This is a genomic window from Hymenobacter arizonensis, assembly GCF_900115775.1.
GTDB classification, from domain to species: Bacteria; Bacteroidota; Bacteroidia; order Cytophagales; family Hymenobacteraceae; genus Hymenobacter; species Hymenobacter arizonensis.
The window spans coordinates 425,875-443,468 of sequence record NZ_FOXS01000002.1 but is presented as its reverse complement, the minus strand read 5'-3'; the positions used below and the strand labels follow the sequence as shown (position 1 = coordinate 443,468).

Genomic DNA, 17,594 nt, shown 5'->3' with positions numbered 1-17,594 from the left:
ACACCCGCCCATGCGCTACCTCTCCCTCGACCTCGAAACCTCCGGCCCCAACCCCCAGCGCCACCAGGTACTGGAGCTGGCCGCTGTAGTAGAAGACACCCGTCACCCGCTGCCCCTAGGTGAGCTGCCTGCTTTCCGGCGCGTGGTGCGCCACCCCGAGTACGTGGGCACGGCCGGCGCGCTGGCCCTCAACGCCCGCCTGCTGGTGGAGCTGGCCGACAAAAAGCCTAACCTCGAACTCTGCACGCCCGACGAGTTGCTGCCCCAGTTCCGCGAGTTTCTGCTGGCTCAAGGCTTCCGGCCCAACCCCAAAGACTGCCTCAACGTGACCATGGCCGGCAAAAACATTGCCTCCTACGACCTTGGCTTCCTCAAAGAGCTGCCCGGCTGGGGCACCCTCGTGCGCGCCGACCCCGCCATGCTCGACCCTGCCGCATTTTACCTCAACTGGCACAAAGACTCACGCCTGCCCAGTATGAGCATTTGCAAGGCCCGCGCCCAGTTCGACGACCGCGACGTAGCCCACGAAGCCCTCGCCGACGCCCTGGACGTAGTGCGGCTGCTACGCCCGTTCTACGAGCTGCCCGTGTATAAGCAACTCAACGAGAAGAGCAAAGGAGCTTAAATCCGCTGCAAACTCTTGTAAAACCCGTCCTGATACGATTTGCCGATGGGCACGAAGTGGCCGCCGCGCAAGTTGGCCATGTTGTCCTCAATCGACTCGATGTGCTGGGTGTTCAGCAAGTAGCTGCGGTGCACCCGGATGAAGTTGGGAAACGTGCTAAGCCGGGTCTCCAAGGCCTTTAGTGTGGTATAAACGATGTACTTGTGCTTGGCCGTGACGATGTTGACGTAGTCCGACAAGGCTTCGACGTAGAGTACGTCGTCGAAATTGATGCGCACCATGCGGCTGTTCACCTTCACAAACAAGTCGGTGTTGGCCGGGCTTTCGGCCGCGGGCGGGGGCGCGGGGACCGCTGCAACTTGGCGCGACTGCACCCGCTGCACGGCCTGCGAGAAGCGGGCGAAATCGAAAGGCTTCACCAGATAATCGGTAACCCGGAGCTCGAACGCATCGACGGCAAAATCCTGGCGCGAAGTAGTGATGATGACTTCGGGCGGGTCGGTGAGCACGCGCAGCAGCTCCAGCCCGCTCAGGTGGGGCATCTCGATGTCGAGAAACAGCACGTCAACCTTGTTGCCCTCGCGGAAAAAAGTGAGCCCGGCAATGCCGTCGGCAAGCGAGGCCTCCAGCTTCAGGTGGGGCGCTAGCTCAATGTAGTGCTCGAGGGTAAGACGATTGATTTCATCATCGTCGATGATAGCGCATGTTAACATAGCAGTGGCAGAAGCGAGAGTTGGGCGCAAATATGGCGATGGTTAAGTAAAGTCGCTTGTCGCAATAAAGTAACCATTCGCTCTCCAAATCTCACTGCACGTTCGCGCACATTCCTTGGTACTGCCACTGCTGATGGCCCGTAAGCAGAGGTCTTACCGCTCGGCCATTTCCTGTTCCACCAGTTCCTGCACGGCGGGCTGGTCGAAATCGTCTTCGGTTTGAATGTAGGCCATGAGGCGGGCCATGATGGCATCCTGCCGCTGGCCGGCAGCCCAGGCATCGGCGTAGGGCGTGTGCGAAAACGTGACTTGCGAGTACAGCGGCGTCCAACGGCCGGGGTACTGGCTGGCTATTCTGGCTTCAATTTTCTTTTGCAGCAGGAAGCGTGGGTCGGCCACCCGGTCGCGCATTTCGGCGAAGTTGTACAGGGCCAGGTCGGCCATGGCGTCGGCATTGGGCTTGCGCTGGGTTTGGAATTCATTGAAAATGGTGGCCCAGTTCGCATCGCCGTGTTGGTCAAGCAGTTCATTCAGCACGCTGCAGTCTTCAAAGCCCGCATTCATGCCCTGCCCGTAGAACGGCACAATGGCGTGCGAGGCATCGCCGAGCAGCAGCACGTCGTCGTTGTACTTCCAGGGGAAGCAGCGAATCGTAACCAACGAGCCCGTGGGGTGCTCGAAAAACTCCTGCGTGAGCGCCGGCATCAGCGGCACGGCGTCGGGAAACACCCGGCCGAAGAAAGCACTGACGTCCGCCGGGGTTTGCAGGGCCGCGAAGCTCTCGGTGCCTTCGTAAGGGAAGAACAGCGTGCAATTGAAGGAGCCGTCCAAGTTGGGCAGCGCAATCATCAGGTATTGCCCACGGGGCCAGATGTGCAGGGCATTTTTCTCCATTCGCCAGGCACCGTCGGGGCCGGCCGCAATGGTGAGCTCCTTGTAGCCGTACTCCAGGTAATCCTGCGAGTAGTCGTAGCGGTCGGTTTTCTGCAGAGCGCCGCGCACCGCCGAGAAAGCGCCATCGGTGCCGAACAGGCGGCTGTAGGGCTCGGTGTGCTCCTGCTGGGTGGCGGCATCTAGCAAGTGCAGGTGCTGCTTTTTCAGGTCAATGTGCAGGCACTGCTGGCCAAAGCTGAGCTGCACGTTGGGGTGAGCATCGGCCAGGTCGAGCAGGCGACGGTTGAGGTGGCCGCGGTTGACGGAGTAAATGGCCTGGCCGGCTTGTCCGTAGGGTTGGTGCGTGAGGTTGCCCTGCGCGTCGTGCATCACCCGGCCGGTCATCGGAATGCCTACTTGGCGGATGTCATCGGCCACGCCCACGCCTTCCAGCGCCCGCCAGCCCCGGTCCGACAGCGCCAGGTTGATGGAGCGACCTTCCTGAAACCCCGCCCGGCGCGGGTCGGCCCGGCGCTCATACACCTGCACCGGATGTCCGCGTTGGGCCAGATACAGCGAAAGTAAGGACCCCACCAGGCCAGCGCCCATGACGGTGAGGGGTTCGGCAGCGGGCAAGGACGAGGCAGGAACAGCAGTCATGAGCTAAGCAAAAGTGAAGCAGCGAAGCTACTACGCACTAAACGCCCAAACGATGAAATTCTAGCCAGTCAGGGGTTCCAATTCTTGGAATGTCATTCCCAGTTTGATTCGTCGGGCGCGGATTGATGTTTGCCGAGCACTCACCTCGATTTATCGGAATTCATATAATTAAGCAGCCCGTTACCTGACCTTTGATTCGATTATAACAAAACTGCTTTTCGCTATGACACACTTTCGATTTCGGCACAAGCGGGTAGGATACATGCGTTGGCGGCGCCGTGCGGCCGGCCGGTGCGCATTATTTGTGGTACTTCCCTTTGAGTCATCTACCCAACAAAATTCGAGTACGGCTTTCTGGCGTCGGGCCATTCCCGTAATCATTCAATTGCAGCCCTTGGCCACCGTGTTGCATGTAGGCGGCTTCATGGTAGGAGAGGAGGGCGACCCCCAGCTTTTGGGTCATCCAGATATTAGATACTAATCAACTGATAATAATATGATTAAACAATTTACTCGCTTTGTTGACTAATAGTTTATACTTGAACTGTGAAAATTATATGGTAGGTTTGTAGCCTGATTTTTATTTCCAATATATGCGTCACCATTACTTTCTTTTTATTTTATGCTTGTTGCTTCCTTTCGGAGCTTGGGCTCAAATTTCGCAAACCATCAGCGGAACGGTGCAAACCGAAGCGGGTACGCCCCTGCCGGGTGCCACTGTTTTTGTTAAAGGAACCTACAGCGGTGGCAGTACCAATGAAGAGGGACAGTTTCAGGTAAAATCGGATTTTTCCAAGGGAGCACTAGTTTTGTCCGTGTCTTTTATTGGCTTCGAAAGCCAGGAGCTGTCGCTGAGCGAGCCCGATAATGCCCTGATTGTTACCCTGCGGCCCAGCGCCATGCTCGACCAGGTAGTAGTAGCGGCCTCTCGTGTAGAGGAAAACATCGGCCAGGTGCCGGTAACGGTAGAAAAGCTCAACCAACGTCAGGTAGAGCAAATCACGACGCCCGACCTGGTGGCCGGCTTGGCTCGGTTCAAGGGCATCGACATCAGCAGCTCCAGCATGCTCACCACCAGCTTCAGTACGCGCGGGTTTAACTCTTCGCGCTCGGAACGGGTGATTCAGCTGGCTGATTACATGGACACCCAGATTCCTAGCCTCAGCAGCAACTTTGGCAACCTGCTGGGCACGCCGGTGCTCGACGTGGCCAGCGTGGAAATTGTGCACGGCCCGGCCTCGGCCCTTTACGGTGCCAACGCCTTCAACGGCGTGTTGCTTACCAACTCCCGTGACCCCTTCCGCGACCAGGGCCTGACCGTGCGCCTGCGCGGCGGCACCCGCGACCTGCTGGATGGCCAGCTGCGCTACGCCGTGAAGTTCGGCGAGCGAGTGGCGTTCAAAATCTCGGGCGGCGTCGTTCGGGCCAAGGATTTCATTCCTAATAACGAAGCGGCAACGTCGTTGCTGATTGAGCCAAGTAACAATGCTGTTGGTTCTAACCTGGGCTACGATGCTGTGAACCGTTACGGTGACGTAGGCAACACCTACGCTGCCGATGGCAGAGCTCTGGCAGGCAAAACAGTATTCTTGCCCGGCTACTCCGAAGCCCAGCTAATCGCCGGCGATGACCGGACCAGCTCTTATAAGGTGGCCCCCAGCTTGGCCGTGCTGCTGACCAACCGCCTTAAAGCCACCGTCGACTACAAGTTCACAGGCGCTAACACCACTTACCAAAGCGCTAGCCGCTACCGCTTCCTAAATGGTGGTGCCCACCAGGGCCGCGTGCAGTTGGAAGGCGGAAACTGGTTTTTGCGTGCCTTCACCACACGCGACTTCTCCGGCAACCGGAACCCTCAGAGCGATGGTTCCTACAACCTGGGCTTCCTCGGCGCGTTCTTGCAAACACGCGTTGTGCCGAATACCTACGCGGGACAACCCGGCCAGCCAGCTCAGTTGCCTTTCGCCAACAACTACTTCCAAGTATACGCCCGGAACTACAACGAGGAATTTGCCAGAAACGGCAATAACGCCGACGCTGCAGCTCTGTACGCCCGCACCGAAGCTAACCGCCTGAGTCCCCAAGTACAGCCTGGCACGCCTGAGTTTGAGGCTGCGCGCAATCAAATTATCCACGACGAGACGCAGGGCAAGGGCGCCCGCCTCGTCATCCGCTCGGTGCTGAACGAAGGCAGTGGCCAGTACACCTACAAGAATAGCTTTGCCGATGTAACTATGGGTGCGGCCTACCGCCAGTTTCTGCTGGGTTCCGACGGCAGCTTGTTTGAAGACAAAAAGGACGGTGACCGCATCATCAACTACGAATACGGCGCTTATGCTCAAGCCAGCAAAACCTTGCTCGACGACCACCTGAAGCTGGCTGCCGCCGGCCGCGTCGACCGCTTCCAGAACTTTGGCAACGCGTTTTCGCCCCGCTTCTCGGCCGTGTACTCGGCCGGTGCTGATAAGCAGCATAACTTCCGCGCCAGCTTTAGCCGCGCTTTCCGGGCTCCCACGCAAAACGACCAGTACATCCGCCTCGACGTAGGCCGGGCCATTCTGCTGGGCAACGTGCGCGGTGGTTTCCAGGGCTATTCGCTCGCCGTGCTGAAAGGGGCCTCCCCGGCCGATGCCAACAACCTCTACCAGGCCAACAAGCTGCGGTTGGAGGAAGTGAACAGCTACGAAGTCGGCTACCGCGCGCAGCTGGTCAAGAAGCTCTACATCGACGTGGACTACTTCTACAGCGCCTACAATAACTTCATCGCTACCCAGAACTTCGTGGGCCGCCTCGACGGTACGCGTCCGGCGCCGGCCGAGTTGACTACCACCAACGCCCCCGGCAGCAGCGTGCGCGTCATTCAGATTGCGGCCAACGTAAACCAGCGCGTGCAAAGCCACGGCGCCGGCATCACGGCAACCTATGCCTTCTCCCCTGCCTTCACCCTGAACAGCAACTATAGCTTCAACGACCTTATCACTAAGAATTTCAAAGAGGGTACCCAGTCGTTCTTCAACACGCCCCGCCACAAGTTCAACCTCGGCATCGACGGCCAGACCCTGGAGCGCAAGCTGAGCTACAACGTGAATTACCGTTGGGCCGACGCCTTCCTGTATGAGTCGACCTTCGCCACTGGCACCGTGCCCGTGGCCCAGACCATGGACGCGCAGGTTGGCTATACTTTCAAGAGCCTGCACACCACCCTGCAAGTGGGCGGCACCAACCTGCTGAACGCACAAAACCTGCAGGTATACGGAGCGCCCAGCATTGGCCGCATTGGCTACTTCGGGCTCCTGTTCGACATTAAGTAAACCACAGCCGAGTTGAAGCTTAATCGGCCAGCAATTTTAGAATCAACTTCGATGTAAGTGATTTATCGTTAGCTAATTTATTGATAGGTGTTTATTTAGTAGTAGATACAACCCCAGCCTGCACTAGGCTGGGGTTTTTATTTGCCGGCCCGGGCAGTGATGGGGGTAGGCCTAAGTCTGAGGCCCTACCCAGCGAAAGGTCAGGTTCAGGCGGGGGCCGATGGGGCGAGCGGTTTTGGGTAGGGCGTGCTGCCAGTGCTGCTGAGTGGGGGCCCGCATAAGCAGCAAGCTGCCGTGGGGCAGGTCCAGGCCCAAGGGCGCGGGCGCGGGTTGGGTCCGGAAGTGAGTGGGGTGGGGCCGCAGGCGGAAGCGGCGCGTCGCGCCCAGGCTAAGGGAGGCAATAGCCGGCGCGGGGCCCAGTTCCGGCTCATCGTCGGCGTGCCAGCCCATACTGTCGCGGCCGTCGCGGTAGTGATTCAGCAACACGCTATTGAAGGGCGTTTGAGTGGCCGCCTCCACGCGGTGGCGCAGGGCGAGTAAGGCCGGCGTCCACGGCAGCGGGTCCCAGGTCAGGCCCGAGTAGGTGTAGCGGGCTGCCGGGTCGCCGTACCAGGCAGTGAGACGCGGCTGCGGCATTTCCTGCCCGAAGATTCGGATGTTACGCTGCTCCCAAGCTACTTCGGTCATAAGCTGTTCCAACAGGGTGTCGGCCACGGGCGTTGGTAAGAAAGTCGGGTCGAAGAGTAAGTTGGCGTGGGGGAGGGGCAGCGAGGTAAGGGCCATGGCAGGAAGTACGGGTATTCGGGACAACCCCAGCACATCATTAACAGCAAATGGAGCGGCTTGTCTTGCCTGAGGCGCCCACTTGAAAACGGCTGAGCCCGGCTACTGTGGGTGGCGAGCAGGTGCGCCGAGTACTTTTACGCTGCCACAAGGCAAGTAAAGCCGGCGCATGCTGTTGGTCTGATTATGCAATTCTACCGTTTGCTGGACGCCCTGCGGGCTTTTGTGGCCGCCAGGTCGGGGGCGTTTTATGTACGCTGCTACTTTGCTGCCTTGTTGTTGTTGGGCCTATGCCTTTACAGGGATTATGGGCTGTCGTGGGACGAGCCCGTCGACCGCATCAATGGCCAGGTGAGCGCCAAGTACATCATGGGCTTGGTGGCGCCCGGCTGGAGCAGCACCCGTCCGGGCTATGCCATAACTCCCGATATCCACGGCTTCGGAGATAACGACCACGGCGTGCTTTTCGAGCTGCCCTTGGTGCTGCTAAACCAGATATCAGGCATCGACGATACCCGCATTTACTACTTGATGCGGCATTTGGCCGTGTTTCTGGTGTGTTGCGTAGGCACGTGGGCACTGTTTAAAATCGGTCGGGTTCGCTTTCAGAAAACCAGCATAGGCTTGGCGGTGAGCACGCTGTTGCTGCTTTCGCCCCGGTTTTTTGCAGAGTCCTTTTATAATGGGAAAGACCTGGTCTTTGTGGCGGTTTTCACCTTGGGCATTTACACTTTGGTGCGGCTGCTGCGCCGGCCTTCAGTGGGCCGGGCGGCCGTGCACGGCCTGGCCACCGCGGCGGCCATCGACATTCGGGTGCTGGGCGTATTGCTGGTTGCGCTAACCATCGGAATGTTAGTCTTGGAAGCGGGCTTTGGCACAGGCGGGCGGCCGCTGCGCTGGAAGCTAGCCCAGGTCGTAACAGTCTATCTGGTAGTGACGGCCGTAGCCACTGTAGCTGGGTGGCCCTATTTGTGGGAAGCGCCGGTGCAAAATTTTTCGGCAGCCTTTCTGCACCTGAGCCAGTATGCCGTTTGGAAGGGCTACGCACTGTATTGGGGAAATGTCATCCCCGTGAAGCAATTGCCGTGGCATTACGTGCCGGTCTGGATTTTTATCACCACCCCGTTGGCTTACTCCTTCGCTTTCGTGCTAGGAGCGGCGAGCGTTCTGTTCGCTGCCATCCGACGCCCTTGGGCGTACCTGCGCCATTTCGAAAACCGGCTCGATTTGCTGTTTCACGCGTGGTTTTTTGTTCCGATTTTCATGGTAATCGGGTTTCATTCAGTGCTTTACGATGGGTGGCGGCACCTTTATTTCGTGTACCCGGCCTTGCTGCTGCTGGCGGTGCGGGGCGCTCAAGGGCTTTGGCAGGCCCGCCACCTGTACCGGTGGGGGCGGCCGCTAGCAGTGGGAGCAGCGGTGCTAGCCGCTGGCGAAATGGTGTTTACGGTGAGAGGTATGGTGCAGGCACATCCGCAGCAGCAGGTGTATTTCTCGTTTTTGCCGGGGCCCGCCGTTGCCCAGCTTTTCGAGCGCGACTATTGGGGCCTTTCTTACCGTGAGGGTCTGGAATGGATTGCGCAGCACGACACCTCCCCGCAACTCAACGTGACAGGCCAGATAAACGGCCTCATTCACAACAACCTCACCATTATGAAGCCCGCCGTCCGGGCCCGTTTTCGGATAGGCGGCAGCGGAAAAGGGCAGTACTTTTTAGGAGGCTACCGCACACAGCCGACCCCTTACCCCGACAGCTTGGGCAAAGAAGTACACGTGGTAAAAGCCTTTGGGGCGGAAGTGCTGTCCGTGCGCTACAAAGAGTAAGCTTGGCCATCCATGCCCGGCAAATGGACGCGGGCCGGGCGCTACTTAGGCATCATCTTCTCCATTTGCTCGCGCACTTCCCGGGGTTGCTTCTGTATGAGGTAGTTGCTCAGCTTCTGGATGCCAAACACCAGCGCGAAGCACACCAGCAGCGGCGGCAGCCAGCTCCGACTGCGGTAGTTGAGGGAGCCCACGTTCCGGGGCCAGAACCACAGCACATATATCAGAATAGCAGGCAAGTTAAACAGCGGACCATACCACTGACTCATGCCGTAGCGCGGCAGGGCCCAGTTCAGGGCCACGGCTCCCAAAACGATGTAGGCTAGTAGAAACAACACCAGCCCGAGCAGTGCACGCTTGCGGTCAAGCCGCCACAGGTTCAGGCCCAACAAAATGCCCCCGGCAATGAACGTGAACGGTATGGAAAACAGCACAATGGTGATGGGCGAGTAGAGCGCCGGGCCCGTGGCTTCGGCGGCCACCGGGTCGGCTTCGAGAGTTGCTTGCTCGCGCTCGGCAGCGGCGGCTTTCTCAAGGGCCAACTGGGCGGCGGCGGCTTCTTCCAGGCCGGGGCGCAGGGCCGCTTCTTCGGGTGCGGGCTGCCCGCGGCGGCGCAGCTCGTCGAGGGCCGCAAGCACGGCCGCCTCGCGGTACTGGACATGGCCGGTCACGTATTCGCGCAGGGCCGCGTCGGTCTTGAGCAGCATCTTGGCGGCGTAATCTTCCATGGATTTGGTTAACGGTTAGCAGTTATTGGGGAGCATTCGGGGGAGTGGGCCTCAGCGAGGAGGTGTTCAGTGCGCACTAGTCGCCGTAAATTCTCGTATCGCCTCGGTCACCCGCCTTACGTCCTCAAACGAATTATAAAGGGGTACGGGTGCCAGGCGGATGACGTTCGGCTCCCGCCAGTCGGCAATGATGCCTTGGCTGGCCAGGTAGTCGAATAGCTCGCGCCCCCGCTGGTGCACGAGGATGGAGAGCTGGCAGCCGCGCTGGGCGGGGTCAGTAGGGGTGATGATTTCCAGCTGCGAAGTGGGCAGGCCCAGCTCGTGAATGCGGGCTTCGAGGTAAGCCGTCAGCTGTTCGCTCTTGCGACGTAGGGCGGCCATGCCACCGGCCCGCTCCACCAGGTCGAGGCTGGCGCGGTGAATGGCCATGGGAAAAATCTGGGCATTCGAAAGCTGCCAGCCGGCCGCCCCGGCCATGGGCCGGAAGCCTTTCTTCATCTGAAACCGGTCGGATGGGTCGTGCCCCCACCAGCCGGCCAACCGCACTAGGTCGGGGCGGTGGGCAAACCGCTCGTGCACAAATACGCCCGAGGCGCCGCCAGGCCCGGAGTTGAGGTACTTATAGGAGCACCAGCAGGCAAAGTCCACGTCCCAGTCGTGCAGGTGCATTTCGAGGTTGCCGGCCGCGTGGGCTAGGTCGAACCCAACCAAGGCACCCACCGCGTGGCCCGCCCGCGTGATGGCGACCATGTCGAACGCCTGCCCCGTGTAGTAGTTCACGCCGCCGATGAGGACGGTGGCCAGCGAATCCCCCAGTTCCTTAATGGTGGCCTCAATGTCTTCGGTGCGCAGGGTGTGCTCGCCGGGCCGCGGCACCAGCTCCACAATCACCTCGGCGGGGTCGAGGCCGTGCAGGCGGGCCTGGCTTTCGATGGCGTACTGGTCCGAAGGAAACGCGCCGCCCTCCATCAAAATCTTGTAGCGTGTGGCCGTGGGGCGGTAAAACGACACCAGCAGCAAGTGCAGGTTCACGGTCAGGTTGTTCATCACAACTACTTCTATAGGCCGGGCGCCCACCAGGGCTGCCGAGCCTGCGGCGAGCGTCTCGTGGTAGTGCATCCAAGGTGAAGTGCCGTGAAAATGGCCTTCAACACCCAGCCGCTCCCAAGCGTCGAACTCCTGCTCTACGGCCGCGCGGGCGGCTTTGGGCTGCAGGCCCAGCGAGTTGCCGCAGAGGTAAGCACACGGCTGGCCGTCGGGCCCCGGCGGAATGTGAAACTCCTGGCGGAAAGCAGCCAGCGGGTCGGCTGCGTCGAGCTGGGCCGCGGAAAGGGTGGGAATGACGTCGTTCATGAGGCGCAAATATCGGCGGTAGGCAGCGCGCGCAGGCCCAATTTGCCCGAAAGATTCGGGCCAGCTGCGGCTAACGGTCTGCTAGCAGCGAAGGGACGCCGGCAAATTGCTCCTTAGTCAGGCCCAGCCAGTCGAGCGCGTTCTGGCCCAGCATTTGGGCCTTGAGGTCGTCAGAAAATGGCATGGACTTGATGAGTTGGCCCGGCTCCAGCTCGCCCAGTGGAAACGGGTAGTCGGTGCCCAGCGTGATTTTATCGGCGCCCAGAGTTTTTACCAGGTAGTCGAGCATCAGCGGGTCGTGCACCAGCGAATCAACCCAAAACTTGCCGAGATAAGTGCGCGGATTGTGCGGGTTATCGATAGCGCAGAGGTCAGGCCGTACGTGCCAGCCGTGCTCGATGCGCCCAATGGTGCTGGCAAACGAGCCCCCGCCGTGCGCCACGGCCACGCGCAGCTTAGGTAGGCGCTCCAGCACGCCGCCGAATATCAGCGAGCACAAAGCCAGAGTGCTTTCGGCGGGCATGCCCACCAGCCAGGGCAGCCAGTACTTGGGCATTTTCTGTTGGGCCATCATGTCCCAGGGGTGCACAAACACGCAGGCGCCCAGCTCGGCCGCCGCCGCAAATACCTCAAATAGCTCGGGCTGGTCGAGGTTCCAGTCGTTGACGTGCGAACCGATTTGCACGCCCGCCAGCCCAATTTTCATGCAGCGCTCCAGCTCTTTGATGGCCAGGGCCGGCGCCTGCATGGGCAGGGTGCCCAGGCCCACATAGCGGGTAGGGTAGCGCTGCACCACGCCCGCTATGTGGTCGTTGAGCAGCTGGCTCAGGTCGAGGCAGTCGGCTGGCTTGGCCCAGTAGCTGAACATCACTGGCACGGTGCTCAGCACCTGCACCTGCACACCAAACTGGTCGTACTCGCGCAGCCGCACGGCAGGGTCCCAACAATTGTCCTGCACCTCCCGGAAGAACTTGTCATCCTGCATCATGCGGGCGCAGCAGGGCTTGTGGTGCTCCAGCCGAATGAAGCCCCCGTAGCCGTAGCGGTCAGCTAAGTCGGGCCAGCGCTCGGGCAAAATGTGGGTGTGGATGTCGATGGAAAGCACGGGGTAGGATGCGTGGGGTGCGGGGTTATGGTTACCGTTACGCTTTTAGATGAATTAACAACGAAATATGCTAGAGCGAAGTATGGAAAAAATTTCGCCAGTAGAGCTCGGCCGTGTTGTTGTCATAAAGCAAAATACCAGCTGCATACTGCCAGGTTTGCCACAGGTTCAGGCAAATACAGAATGCTACCGCCACCTGCACCAGCGGCAGACCGGGGCGCTGCCGGGCACGCAGCAAAAGGGCGGCCAGGGGCAAGGCCAGCAGCGGGTACAAACTCACTAGGGGCCGGGCGCTGAAGCCGCCACCGTAGGCCCATTGGCCCCAGCTGAAGGTAACGTAGACAACCAGGGGCAGAAGCACCAGAATGGGAGTAACTGCCGCTGGCACGTAGCGTCGGGCTGCCAGCAGCCCCAGCAGCATCAGCCCAACCAGGGGCGTATAGAGTAGCCACCCCTTGCGGAAGCTAAACAGGCCGTCGATGAGGTGGGGCCGCAAAAAATCAAACCGCTCATCGCCGTAGCTGTACAGCACCCACTGCCCGGTGGTGGTGCGCCAAAACAGCAGCTGCAAGCTCAGCACCGCCCCACCAATGGCCGCGGCAAGCAGCAATTGCCCGGCGTGGTTTAGCAGCAGCGGAACGCGCTGCCGCATGGCCGCCCAGGAGGTAATGCCCCAGGCCAGCGGCACCACGACGTAGAGTGCCTCAGTGGGTCGGCAGAGCACGGCCAGCCCCAGAAACAGACCAATGCCCGCAGCCCACTTGGTCCGAAAGGTTTCGTGCCACCGCACCGTGCAGTAGAGCAGGGCCGCCTGCCACATAAACAGCGCCGCGTGGGATATGGCCGCCTCGTAGGAGACGTAGGCAAAGAAATTGGTTCCAAGCCCTACCCCGGCAATGGTCCAGGCGGTGGTGCCATCGTCGAAGTACCGCAACAGCAGCTTGCGCACCAGCCACAGCCCAAACAGGCCATATACTAGCCCTGCTACCATGATGATTTGCTGATAGGGCCGCGAAAATCCGTTAGCCGGGTCGCCGTGCAACTTGGCGTAGGCGTGGGCGCCTAAAAACCACGGCAGCTCGCCGAGGGCCACGCCCAGCGGGTACTTAGAAATGAATTTGCCCGGAGTAGCTTCGCGCAGGCCCAGCATCCGCCGCTGGCCCGGTACCTGGGCTTCGGCCAGTCGCTGGAGCGAGTCGGCACGAGCAAGGTCGCCGTAAATAAAGGCCGAGGGCAGGTAGACATAATATCCGCCCGCGTCCCAGTCAAATACTTCCAGTCCTTTCCAGGGCCGGTCCTGAAACAAGGCCAGCACGGCCAAAGCTGCCGTGAACAGCCATACGTATATTGAACGCATAAGCCCTAGCTAGCTATGGGAGGCGCCGGCGCCTCCATGTAGGTGCCGCACTGCTTGCAGGTACGCTTGTCGTCGTCCTGCCAAAAGGCGTTCATGATGGGCGGCAGTTGGGCCACGATGTCCGTGATTTCGGCAAAATCTTCGTAGAGCTTGTTACCGCAGTTTTCGCAGTACCACTGGAAGCCATCGACCTCGCCGACCTCGCGGTAGCGCTCCAGCACCAAGCCCACGGTGCCAGCCGGGCGGCGTGGCGAATGCGGCACGTTGGGGGGCAGCAAAAACATCTCGCCGGGACCGATGGTGATGTCCACCGGCTGGCCGTCTTCAATGATTTTGACGGTCATGGTGCCCTCTATCTGCCAGAATAGCTCTTCGCCTGCGTCGACGTGGTAGTCCTTGCGGGCATTAGGGCCGCCAACCACCATCACGATGAAATCCTTATTGTCTTTGAACACCTGCTGGTTGCCCACCGGGGGCTTCAGCAAATGGCGGTGTTCGTCAATCCAAGCTTGGATATTGAAAGGGCGGGTTATCATGGGCGGAAGGGTTGGTTGCAAATGCTAAGCTACTGCCGGGACTATTGTGTTCTGAGATTAGCCTGACCCAGCCACTTACCCGGTTCATTTCCTAGGGGCTGGAGTATCAACGCACTATTTTTGTTTCTTTCGGCACCATGTGGCTTTTCCAACGGGTTATTCTTTTAAAGCATTAGAATATGAAGAAGTGGCAACTTCTAACGCTTTTATTTATCTTCTACGCGGGGTTATTTGTCATTTTCACGTGGCCACTGACTAATAATTTCACCTCGTCTTTTCTAGCTGTACCAGGTGGCGATTCTAGTCAATATGTTTGGGATGCCTGGCATTTTCGCAAGGTATTGTTGGCGGGACAAAATCCCTACCTGACCGATTGGGTCTTCTATCCGCAGGGCACAGGATTGGTAATGCATGGCTACATACCAGTGCTCGGGCTGTTGAATTTAACGCTAAACAATGCCGTATTATCCGTGAATACGGCGCTATTGCTAAGCGCTGGCTTATCGGGTGCCGGGGCTATTGGCTGGCCCGCCGCTGGATACAAAGCCCGTGGCTATGCCTGTTGGCGGGCTTTGTGTTTGCCTATTCTCCCTTCAAGCTACAGCGTCTTACCCAGCATTTTAACCTCCAATTCACCGCCACCATTCCGGTTTATATACTGGTCTTTATGCGGGCTTTTGAATTTCCGGAAGGACAGTTCCTGCCCCGGGTTCGAAGCTGGTATGCCGTAGCAGGTTGTTTCGTGCTAGGCCTTTTCACAGTGCTGAACGACTATTATGTTCTGTTCGGGATGCTGTATTTTTCACTAGCATACGCTTCATGGTATTGGCTTCGCCTCGGCCAAATGCGGTGGCGCGCCGGCCGAACCTAGATGTGGCTGGCATTTTAATTATAAGCCACATAATGGCGCGATTGCTACGGCTCTCGGGTCTAGAAGAATACAGTCTCTGGTGGGCTGGAGACTTAGTGGTTTACATCATGCCGCCGCCCACCAGCCGCTTTTTGCACGGAGAATGGGCCGCGTCGCTTTATAACAACGGCCGCATATTTAATATGCCCGGCTCCCTTGAAAACACCTTGTTTATGGGCTTTGCCCTGCCACTCTTAGCAGTAGGACTGTGGGCCTTGCGCGTACGGAGGGCTCGGCCCACATCGCAACGTTTCAATGACCCGGAGGGGCTGCCTTTGGCCTGGGTCCTGGTTGTGTTCTTAATATTCACGGTGCCTACTTTTCGCATTTTGGGCCACGAAATGCTAAACATGCCCACTGCGGCCATCCCCTTCATTCCCTTTTTTAATAACATCCGTTGTCCCACCCGCTGGATTATGATGGTGGGCCTGTTGTTGCCGATTGTTTCCTTCAGTGCTCTGGAAGCTTGGTGGAAGAGCAGGCTGAAACCCATCACTCAGGTTCTGTTCACCTGTTTCTTAGCTGCGGTAATACTGCTGAAGTACTGGCCGCAGCCTTACCAGTTCGCATCGAAATCTGCTATTCCGAGGGCGTTTAGGATGGTGGCCGACCTGCCGGGGACAACGGTAGTGCCCATTCCCTTGGGCATCTTAGATGGCTACCGTCAAGTGGGGCACATGGAAACCGAGCAGATGTTCTATCAGACGGTTCATGAAAAAAAGCTCCCTACTGGTTATTTGTCCCGTGTGAGCCCTACACTTTTTGCGTCGCTCGACGCCGAACCAGTGCTGCGCGCGCTGCTTAGTGTGCAGGTGAAACCCGATACAGTGCTCCCCGCCCATCGGAGCAGCAGATACAGCATTTTCTGCAAACTTATAAGCCTGTCGCTTTTATCGTTAGTTCCGCCTACCGAAACAAACCAGTGCACGTTCTGCTTCGCCAAATGCTGCAGCCTTATGGCTACCAAGAGCAGGTGATAGAAGGTTATGTCCGGTTGGCCCGAGCTACAAAGTAGCGCCTCAACCTATTTATGTCAAAGGTTTACGGCCTTATGAACCTGCCCCTTTTCTCCCTCCCTGCTCTAGTGGCCGGCCTGGATGCTGAGAGGGCTGGTTATCAAGGGTAAGGAAGGGTTAATTGCGAATCCTAATCCTAATCTACTGCCGACACCGGGTCCGCTTGCGCTTCCTTGCCATCGGCACGGTATCTAAAAAAGCGCTTGGTCGGTTCCGGAAGTGGCTGCACGCGCCGCAAGATGCGAAGCGGCCCCTGCTCCAGCGCAACTTCCCAAAGGCCGTTGGCTTGGTAGTCTGCTAGTTGCGCATCAAGCTCCGCTTCCGAGACCGGATAAATTGAAGCATGCTGCAACGCAACAATGTAGTCAGCATCGGCTACGTAGGGATATGGATAAATAAAGGCTCGCGCCGCCAAATGGGGCACTACCGCTGAAGTGGCACTTACCCGCGCCGTCGCCGGGATAGTGGCAAGGCCACGATGCACGGCTGCGGCATCAAAGTCGACGTGGTAGTGACGGCCGCTGAAGATATTGGTGGCTGCCTCGTCGTAGTAAGGAGATAGCCGCTCTTGCATTGAATCTACCGTAGCTATTATGGCTATAGCTGCTGCTCCGGCCGCCAGTATTGTGGCCTGCTGCGGCTTGCTTTTCACTAACCACGCACTTAGCGCCGCATGAATCACGGGTACAAATTCAATGGAATACTGATAGTTGATTCCCCAATGCTGGATACTTGACGACAGTAGCTTCTGTCCATAGATGGGGGCGAGCATGAGCAGGTAGCCGGGACGGCGCAGTAGCGCCAGGCCACCCGAGAGCAGCACCATTTTGTGCAACTCTGTCTTCACGTAGTCGCCACCAGGCGTGTCAAGGTGGTTGGTAAAAAGTACTTTTAATAAGTATAAGGGGCGGGTGAAAACCGTGTGCAGCATTTCGCCCGGCGTGGTGCCCAGCACCGCATATTGCCCTTGGTAGAGATAAGGGTGACCGGACCCTAGGGCCGGAATAATAACCTTCACAACGAGAACGAAGTACAGGCCAGCTCCGCCCGCAACCAGCAGCGCCCAGCGCCGCCGGGCCGGCTCGCGCCAATGCAGCGCCGCCAAGCCTAAGCCAATGAACACCACCCACAGGGCCATGTTCTCTTTGCTCATGGTCATCAGTAGCGCTACCACCGTGGCGCGGCCGCGCCGGTCAGCTTCCAGGTAGTATAACAGCCACGGCAACAGCATTGCCGCCACTACGTTGTCGTGGTAATCAAAAGCCAGGGCCGAATAGATGCCCCAGGTGCTGAGAAACAGTACGAGCAAGGCTAAGGCGGCTCCCGGCTGCGCGCCTTGGGTGCGTAGCACGTGCAGCCGGTAGGCCCCGAAGCCACCCAACAGCATCAGCCCAATTTGGACCAGCATCAGCGTGTAAGAGCCAAACAACCAATACAAGGGCCCCCAAAACAGTTGTACCAAGGTTAAATGGTCGCTAAACAAGTTATTGTAGCGTATCACTGAGTTGGCATTGAGGCGCAAATGAGCATAGTCCCACAAGGCCTGATTGTAGATGCCCAGGTCGTAGGTATAGGTGCGAAACAGGTAATGGTTGACCAGCGATAACAACCCATAGGCCACGCCGAATAGAGCCAGCACAAAAGCCACGCGTCGGTTAGGTAGTTTTGCTTGCAATAAGGCCATTGGTCAATAGAATAAAACGAATGCAATACACCTCGCCCCAACCTGCCTTGTGCACTACAAGGGGGAAAGCCAAGTGCTATAAAGGCACAAAACAAAGCATGAATCTTACTTTGCCA

The 17,594-nt window shown here is 58.6% G+C and carries 14 protein-coding genes; 5 read left to right on the top strand and 9 right to left on the bottom strand.

Translation table 11 applies throughout. The features are described 5' to 3' along the window. Positions 1 to 10 precede the first annotated feature (10 nt). Positions 11 to 625: a 3'-5' exonuclease family protein gene (locus BMZ66_RS08250; RefSeq protein WP_092670990.1), complete on the top strand. Its 615-nt coding sequence runs from the start codon at positions 11 to 13 to the stop codon at positions 623 to 625. On the opposite strand, the gene BMZ66_RS08245 is transcribed toward BMZ66_RS08250, so the two are convergent. After that, the gene (locus BMZ66_RS08245; protein ID WP_092670987.1) at positions 622 to 1,338 is read right to left on the bottom strand and encodes a LytR/AlgR family response regulator transcription factor; all 717 of its coding nucleotides are present in this window, start codon (positions 1,336 to 1,338) and stop codon (positions 622 to 624) included. The two genes, BMZ66_RS08250 and BMZ66_RS08245, sit on opposite strands and share 4 nt — an antisense overlap. Before the next feature lie 153 nt (positions 1,339 to 1,491). Next, positions 1,492 to 2,871 (bottom strand): FAD-dependent oxidoreductase, encoded by a 1,380-nt coding sequence (locus tag BMZ66_RS08240; protein WP_092670984.1) that lies wholly within the window; start codon positions 2,869 to 2,871, stop codon positions 1,492 to 1,494. 593 nt (positions 2,872 to 3,464) lie between these two features. Here BMZ66_RS08240 and BMZ66_RS08235 point away from each other — a divergent pair. Beyond that, a complete protein-coding gene (locus BMZ66_RS08235) occupies positions 3,465 to 6,182 on the top strand; it encodes a TonB-dependent receptor (RefSeq protein ID WP_092670981.1) in 2,718 nt (905 codons plus the stop codon). A 171-nt stretch (positions 6,183 to 6,353) separates the two neighbouring features. Here BMZ66_RS08235 and BMZ66_RS08230 read toward each other — a convergent pair whose 3' ends face one another. Then, the gene (locus BMZ66_RS08230) at positions 6,354 to 6,965 is read right to left on the bottom strand and encodes an alpha-ketoglutarate-dependent dioxygenase AlkB family protein (RefSeq protein WP_092670978.1); all 612 of its coding nucleotides are present in this window, start codon (positions 6,963 to 6,965) and stop codon (positions 6,354 to 6,356) included. 186 nt (positions 6,966 to 7,151) lie between these two features. Here BMZ66_RS08230 and BMZ66_RS08225 point away from each other — a divergent pair, with 186 nt between their 5' ends. Beyond that, positions 7,152 to 8,789 carry a glycosyltransferase family 39 protein gene (locus BMZ66_RS08225; RefSeq protein ID WP_092670975.1) on the top strand — a complete coding sequence of 546 codons (1,638 nt, stop codon included), beginning with the start codon at positions 7,152 to 7,154 and terminating at the stop codon, positions 8,787 to 8,789. 41 nt (positions 8,790 to 8,830) lie between these two features. Here BMZ66_RS08225 and BMZ66_RS08220 read toward each other — a convergent pair whose 3' ends face one another. The 5 genes from BMZ66_RS08220 to BMZ66_RS08200 all read right to left on the bottom strand — a co-directional run bounded on the left by BMZ66_RS08220 (position 8,831) and on the right by BMZ66_RS08200 (position 13,868). Next, complete coding sequence (locus BMZ66_RS08220; protein ID WP_092670972.1) at positions 8,831 to 9,517, bottom strand: hypothetical protein; 687 nt, start codon at positions 9,515 to 9,517, stop codon at positions 8,831 to 8,833. Positions 9,518 to 9,583: 66 nt separating this feature from the next. Beyond that, on the bottom strand, positions 9,584 to 10,870 hold the full coding sequence (kynU, locus tag BMZ66_RS08215; protein ID WP_092670969.1) for a kynureninase: 1,287 nt from the start codon (positions 10,868 to 10,870) through the stop codon (positions 9,584 to 9,586). A gap of 70 nt (positions 10,871 to 10,940) precedes the next feature. Then, the gene (locus BMZ66_RS08210) at positions 10,941 to 11,975 is read right to left on the bottom strand and encodes an amidohydrolase family protein (RefSeq protein ID WP_092670966.1); all 1,035 of its coding nucleotides are present in this window, start codon (positions 11,973 to 11,975) and stop codon (positions 10,941 to 10,943) included. Between the two features lie 70 nt (positions 11,976 to 12,045). Continuing rightward, the gene (locus BMZ66_RS08205; protein WP_092670963.1) at positions 12,046 to 13,332 is read right to left on the bottom strand and encodes a glycosyltransferase family protein; all 1,287 of its coding nucleotides are present in this window, start codon (positions 13,330 to 13,332) and stop codon (positions 12,046 to 12,048) included. A gap of 5 nt (positions 13,333 to 13,337) precedes the next feature. After that, entirely contained in the window at positions 13,338 to 13,868 is a 531-nt protein-coding gene (locus BMZ66_RS08200) for a 3-hydroxyanthranilate 3,4-dioxygenase (protein WP_092670961.1), read from the bottom strand. Between the two features lie 373 nt (positions 13,869 to 14,241). Here BMZ66_RS08200 and BMZ66_RS08195 point away from each other — a divergent pair, with 373 nt between their 5' ends. Together BMZ66_RS08195 and BMZ66_RS08190 are read left to right on the top strand one after the other, a co-directional pair. Further along, the gene (locus BMZ66_RS08195) at positions 14,242 to 14,739 is read left to right on the top strand and encodes a hypothetical protein (RefSeq protein WP_092670958.1); all 498 of its coding nucleotides are present in this window, start codon (positions 14,242 to 14,244) and stop codon (positions 14,737 to 14,739) included. 32 nt (positions 14,740 to 14,771) lie between these two features. Next, complete coding sequence (locus BMZ66_RS08190) at positions 14,772 to 15,755, top strand: hypothetical protein (protein WP_177204650.1); 984 nt, start codon at positions 14,772 to 14,774, stop codon at positions 15,753 to 15,755. A 175-nt stretch (positions 15,756 to 15,930) separates the two neighbouring features. Here the strand turns inward: BMZ66_RS08190 and BMZ66_RS08185 are convergent, their stop codons facing one another. Further along, on the bottom strand, positions 15,931 to 17,478 hold the full coding sequence (locus BMZ66_RS08185) for a DUF2079 domain-containing protein (protein WP_092670952.1): 1,548 nt from the start codon (positions 17,476 to 17,478) through the stop codon (positions 15,931 to 15,933). Between the last annotated feature and the right edge of the window lie 116 nt (positions 17,479 to 17,594).

What these genes read in the sequence shown, in the direction of transcription:
- BMZ66_RS08250 (WP_092670990.1), top strand. Translation starts at nt 11, where the DNA reads ATGCGCTACCTCTCCCTCGACCTCGAAACCTCCGGCCCCAACCCCCAG.
- BMZ66_RS08245 (WP_092670987.1), bottom strand. Translation starts at nt 1,338, where the DNA reads ATGTTAACATGCGCTATCATCGACGATGATGAAATCAATCGTCTTACC.
- BMZ66_RS08240 (WP_092670984.1), bottom strand. Translation starts at nt 2,871, where the DNA reads ATGACTGCTGTTCCTGCCTCGTCCTTGCCCGCTGCCGAACCCCTCACC.
- BMZ66_RS08235 (WP_092670981.1), top strand. Translation starts at nt 3,465, where the DNA reads ATGCGTCACCATTACTTTCTTTTTATTTTATGCTTGTTGCTTCCTTTC.
- BMZ66_RS08230 (WP_092670978.1), bottom strand. Translation starts at nt 6,965, where the DNA reads ATGGCCCTTACCTCGCTGCCCCTCCCCCACGCCAACTTACTCTTCGAC.
- BMZ66_RS08225 (WP_092670975.1), top strand. Translation starts at nt 7,152, where the DNA reads ATGCAATTCTACCGTTTGCTGGACGCCCTGCGGGCTTTTGTGGCCGCC.
- BMZ66_RS08220 (WP_092670972.1), bottom strand. Translation starts at nt 9,517, where the DNA reads ATGGAAGATTACGCCGCCAAGATGCTGCTCAAGACCGACGCGGCCCTG.
- kynU (WP_092670969.1), bottom strand. Translation starts at nt 10,870, where the DNA reads ATGAACGACGTCATTCCCACCCTTTCCGCGGCCCAGCTCGACGCAGCC.
- BMZ66_RS08205 (WP_092670963.1), bottom strand. Translation starts at nt 13,332, where the DNA reads ATGCGTTCAATATACGTATGGCTGTTCACGGCAGCTTTGGCCGTGCTG.
- BMZ66_RS08200 (WP_092670961.1), bottom strand. Translation starts at nt 13,868, where the DNA reads ATGATAACCCGCCCTTTCAATATCCAAGCTTGGATTGACGAACACCGC.
- BMZ66_RS08190 (WP_177204650.1), top strand. Translation starts at nt 14,772, where the DNA reads ATGGCGCGATTGCTACGGCTCTCGGGTCTAGAAGAATACAGTCTCTGG.
- BMZ66_RS08185 (WP_092670952.1), bottom strand. Translation starts at nt 17,478, where the DNA reads ATGGCCTTATTGCAAGCAAAACTACCTAACCGACGCGTGGCTTTTGTG.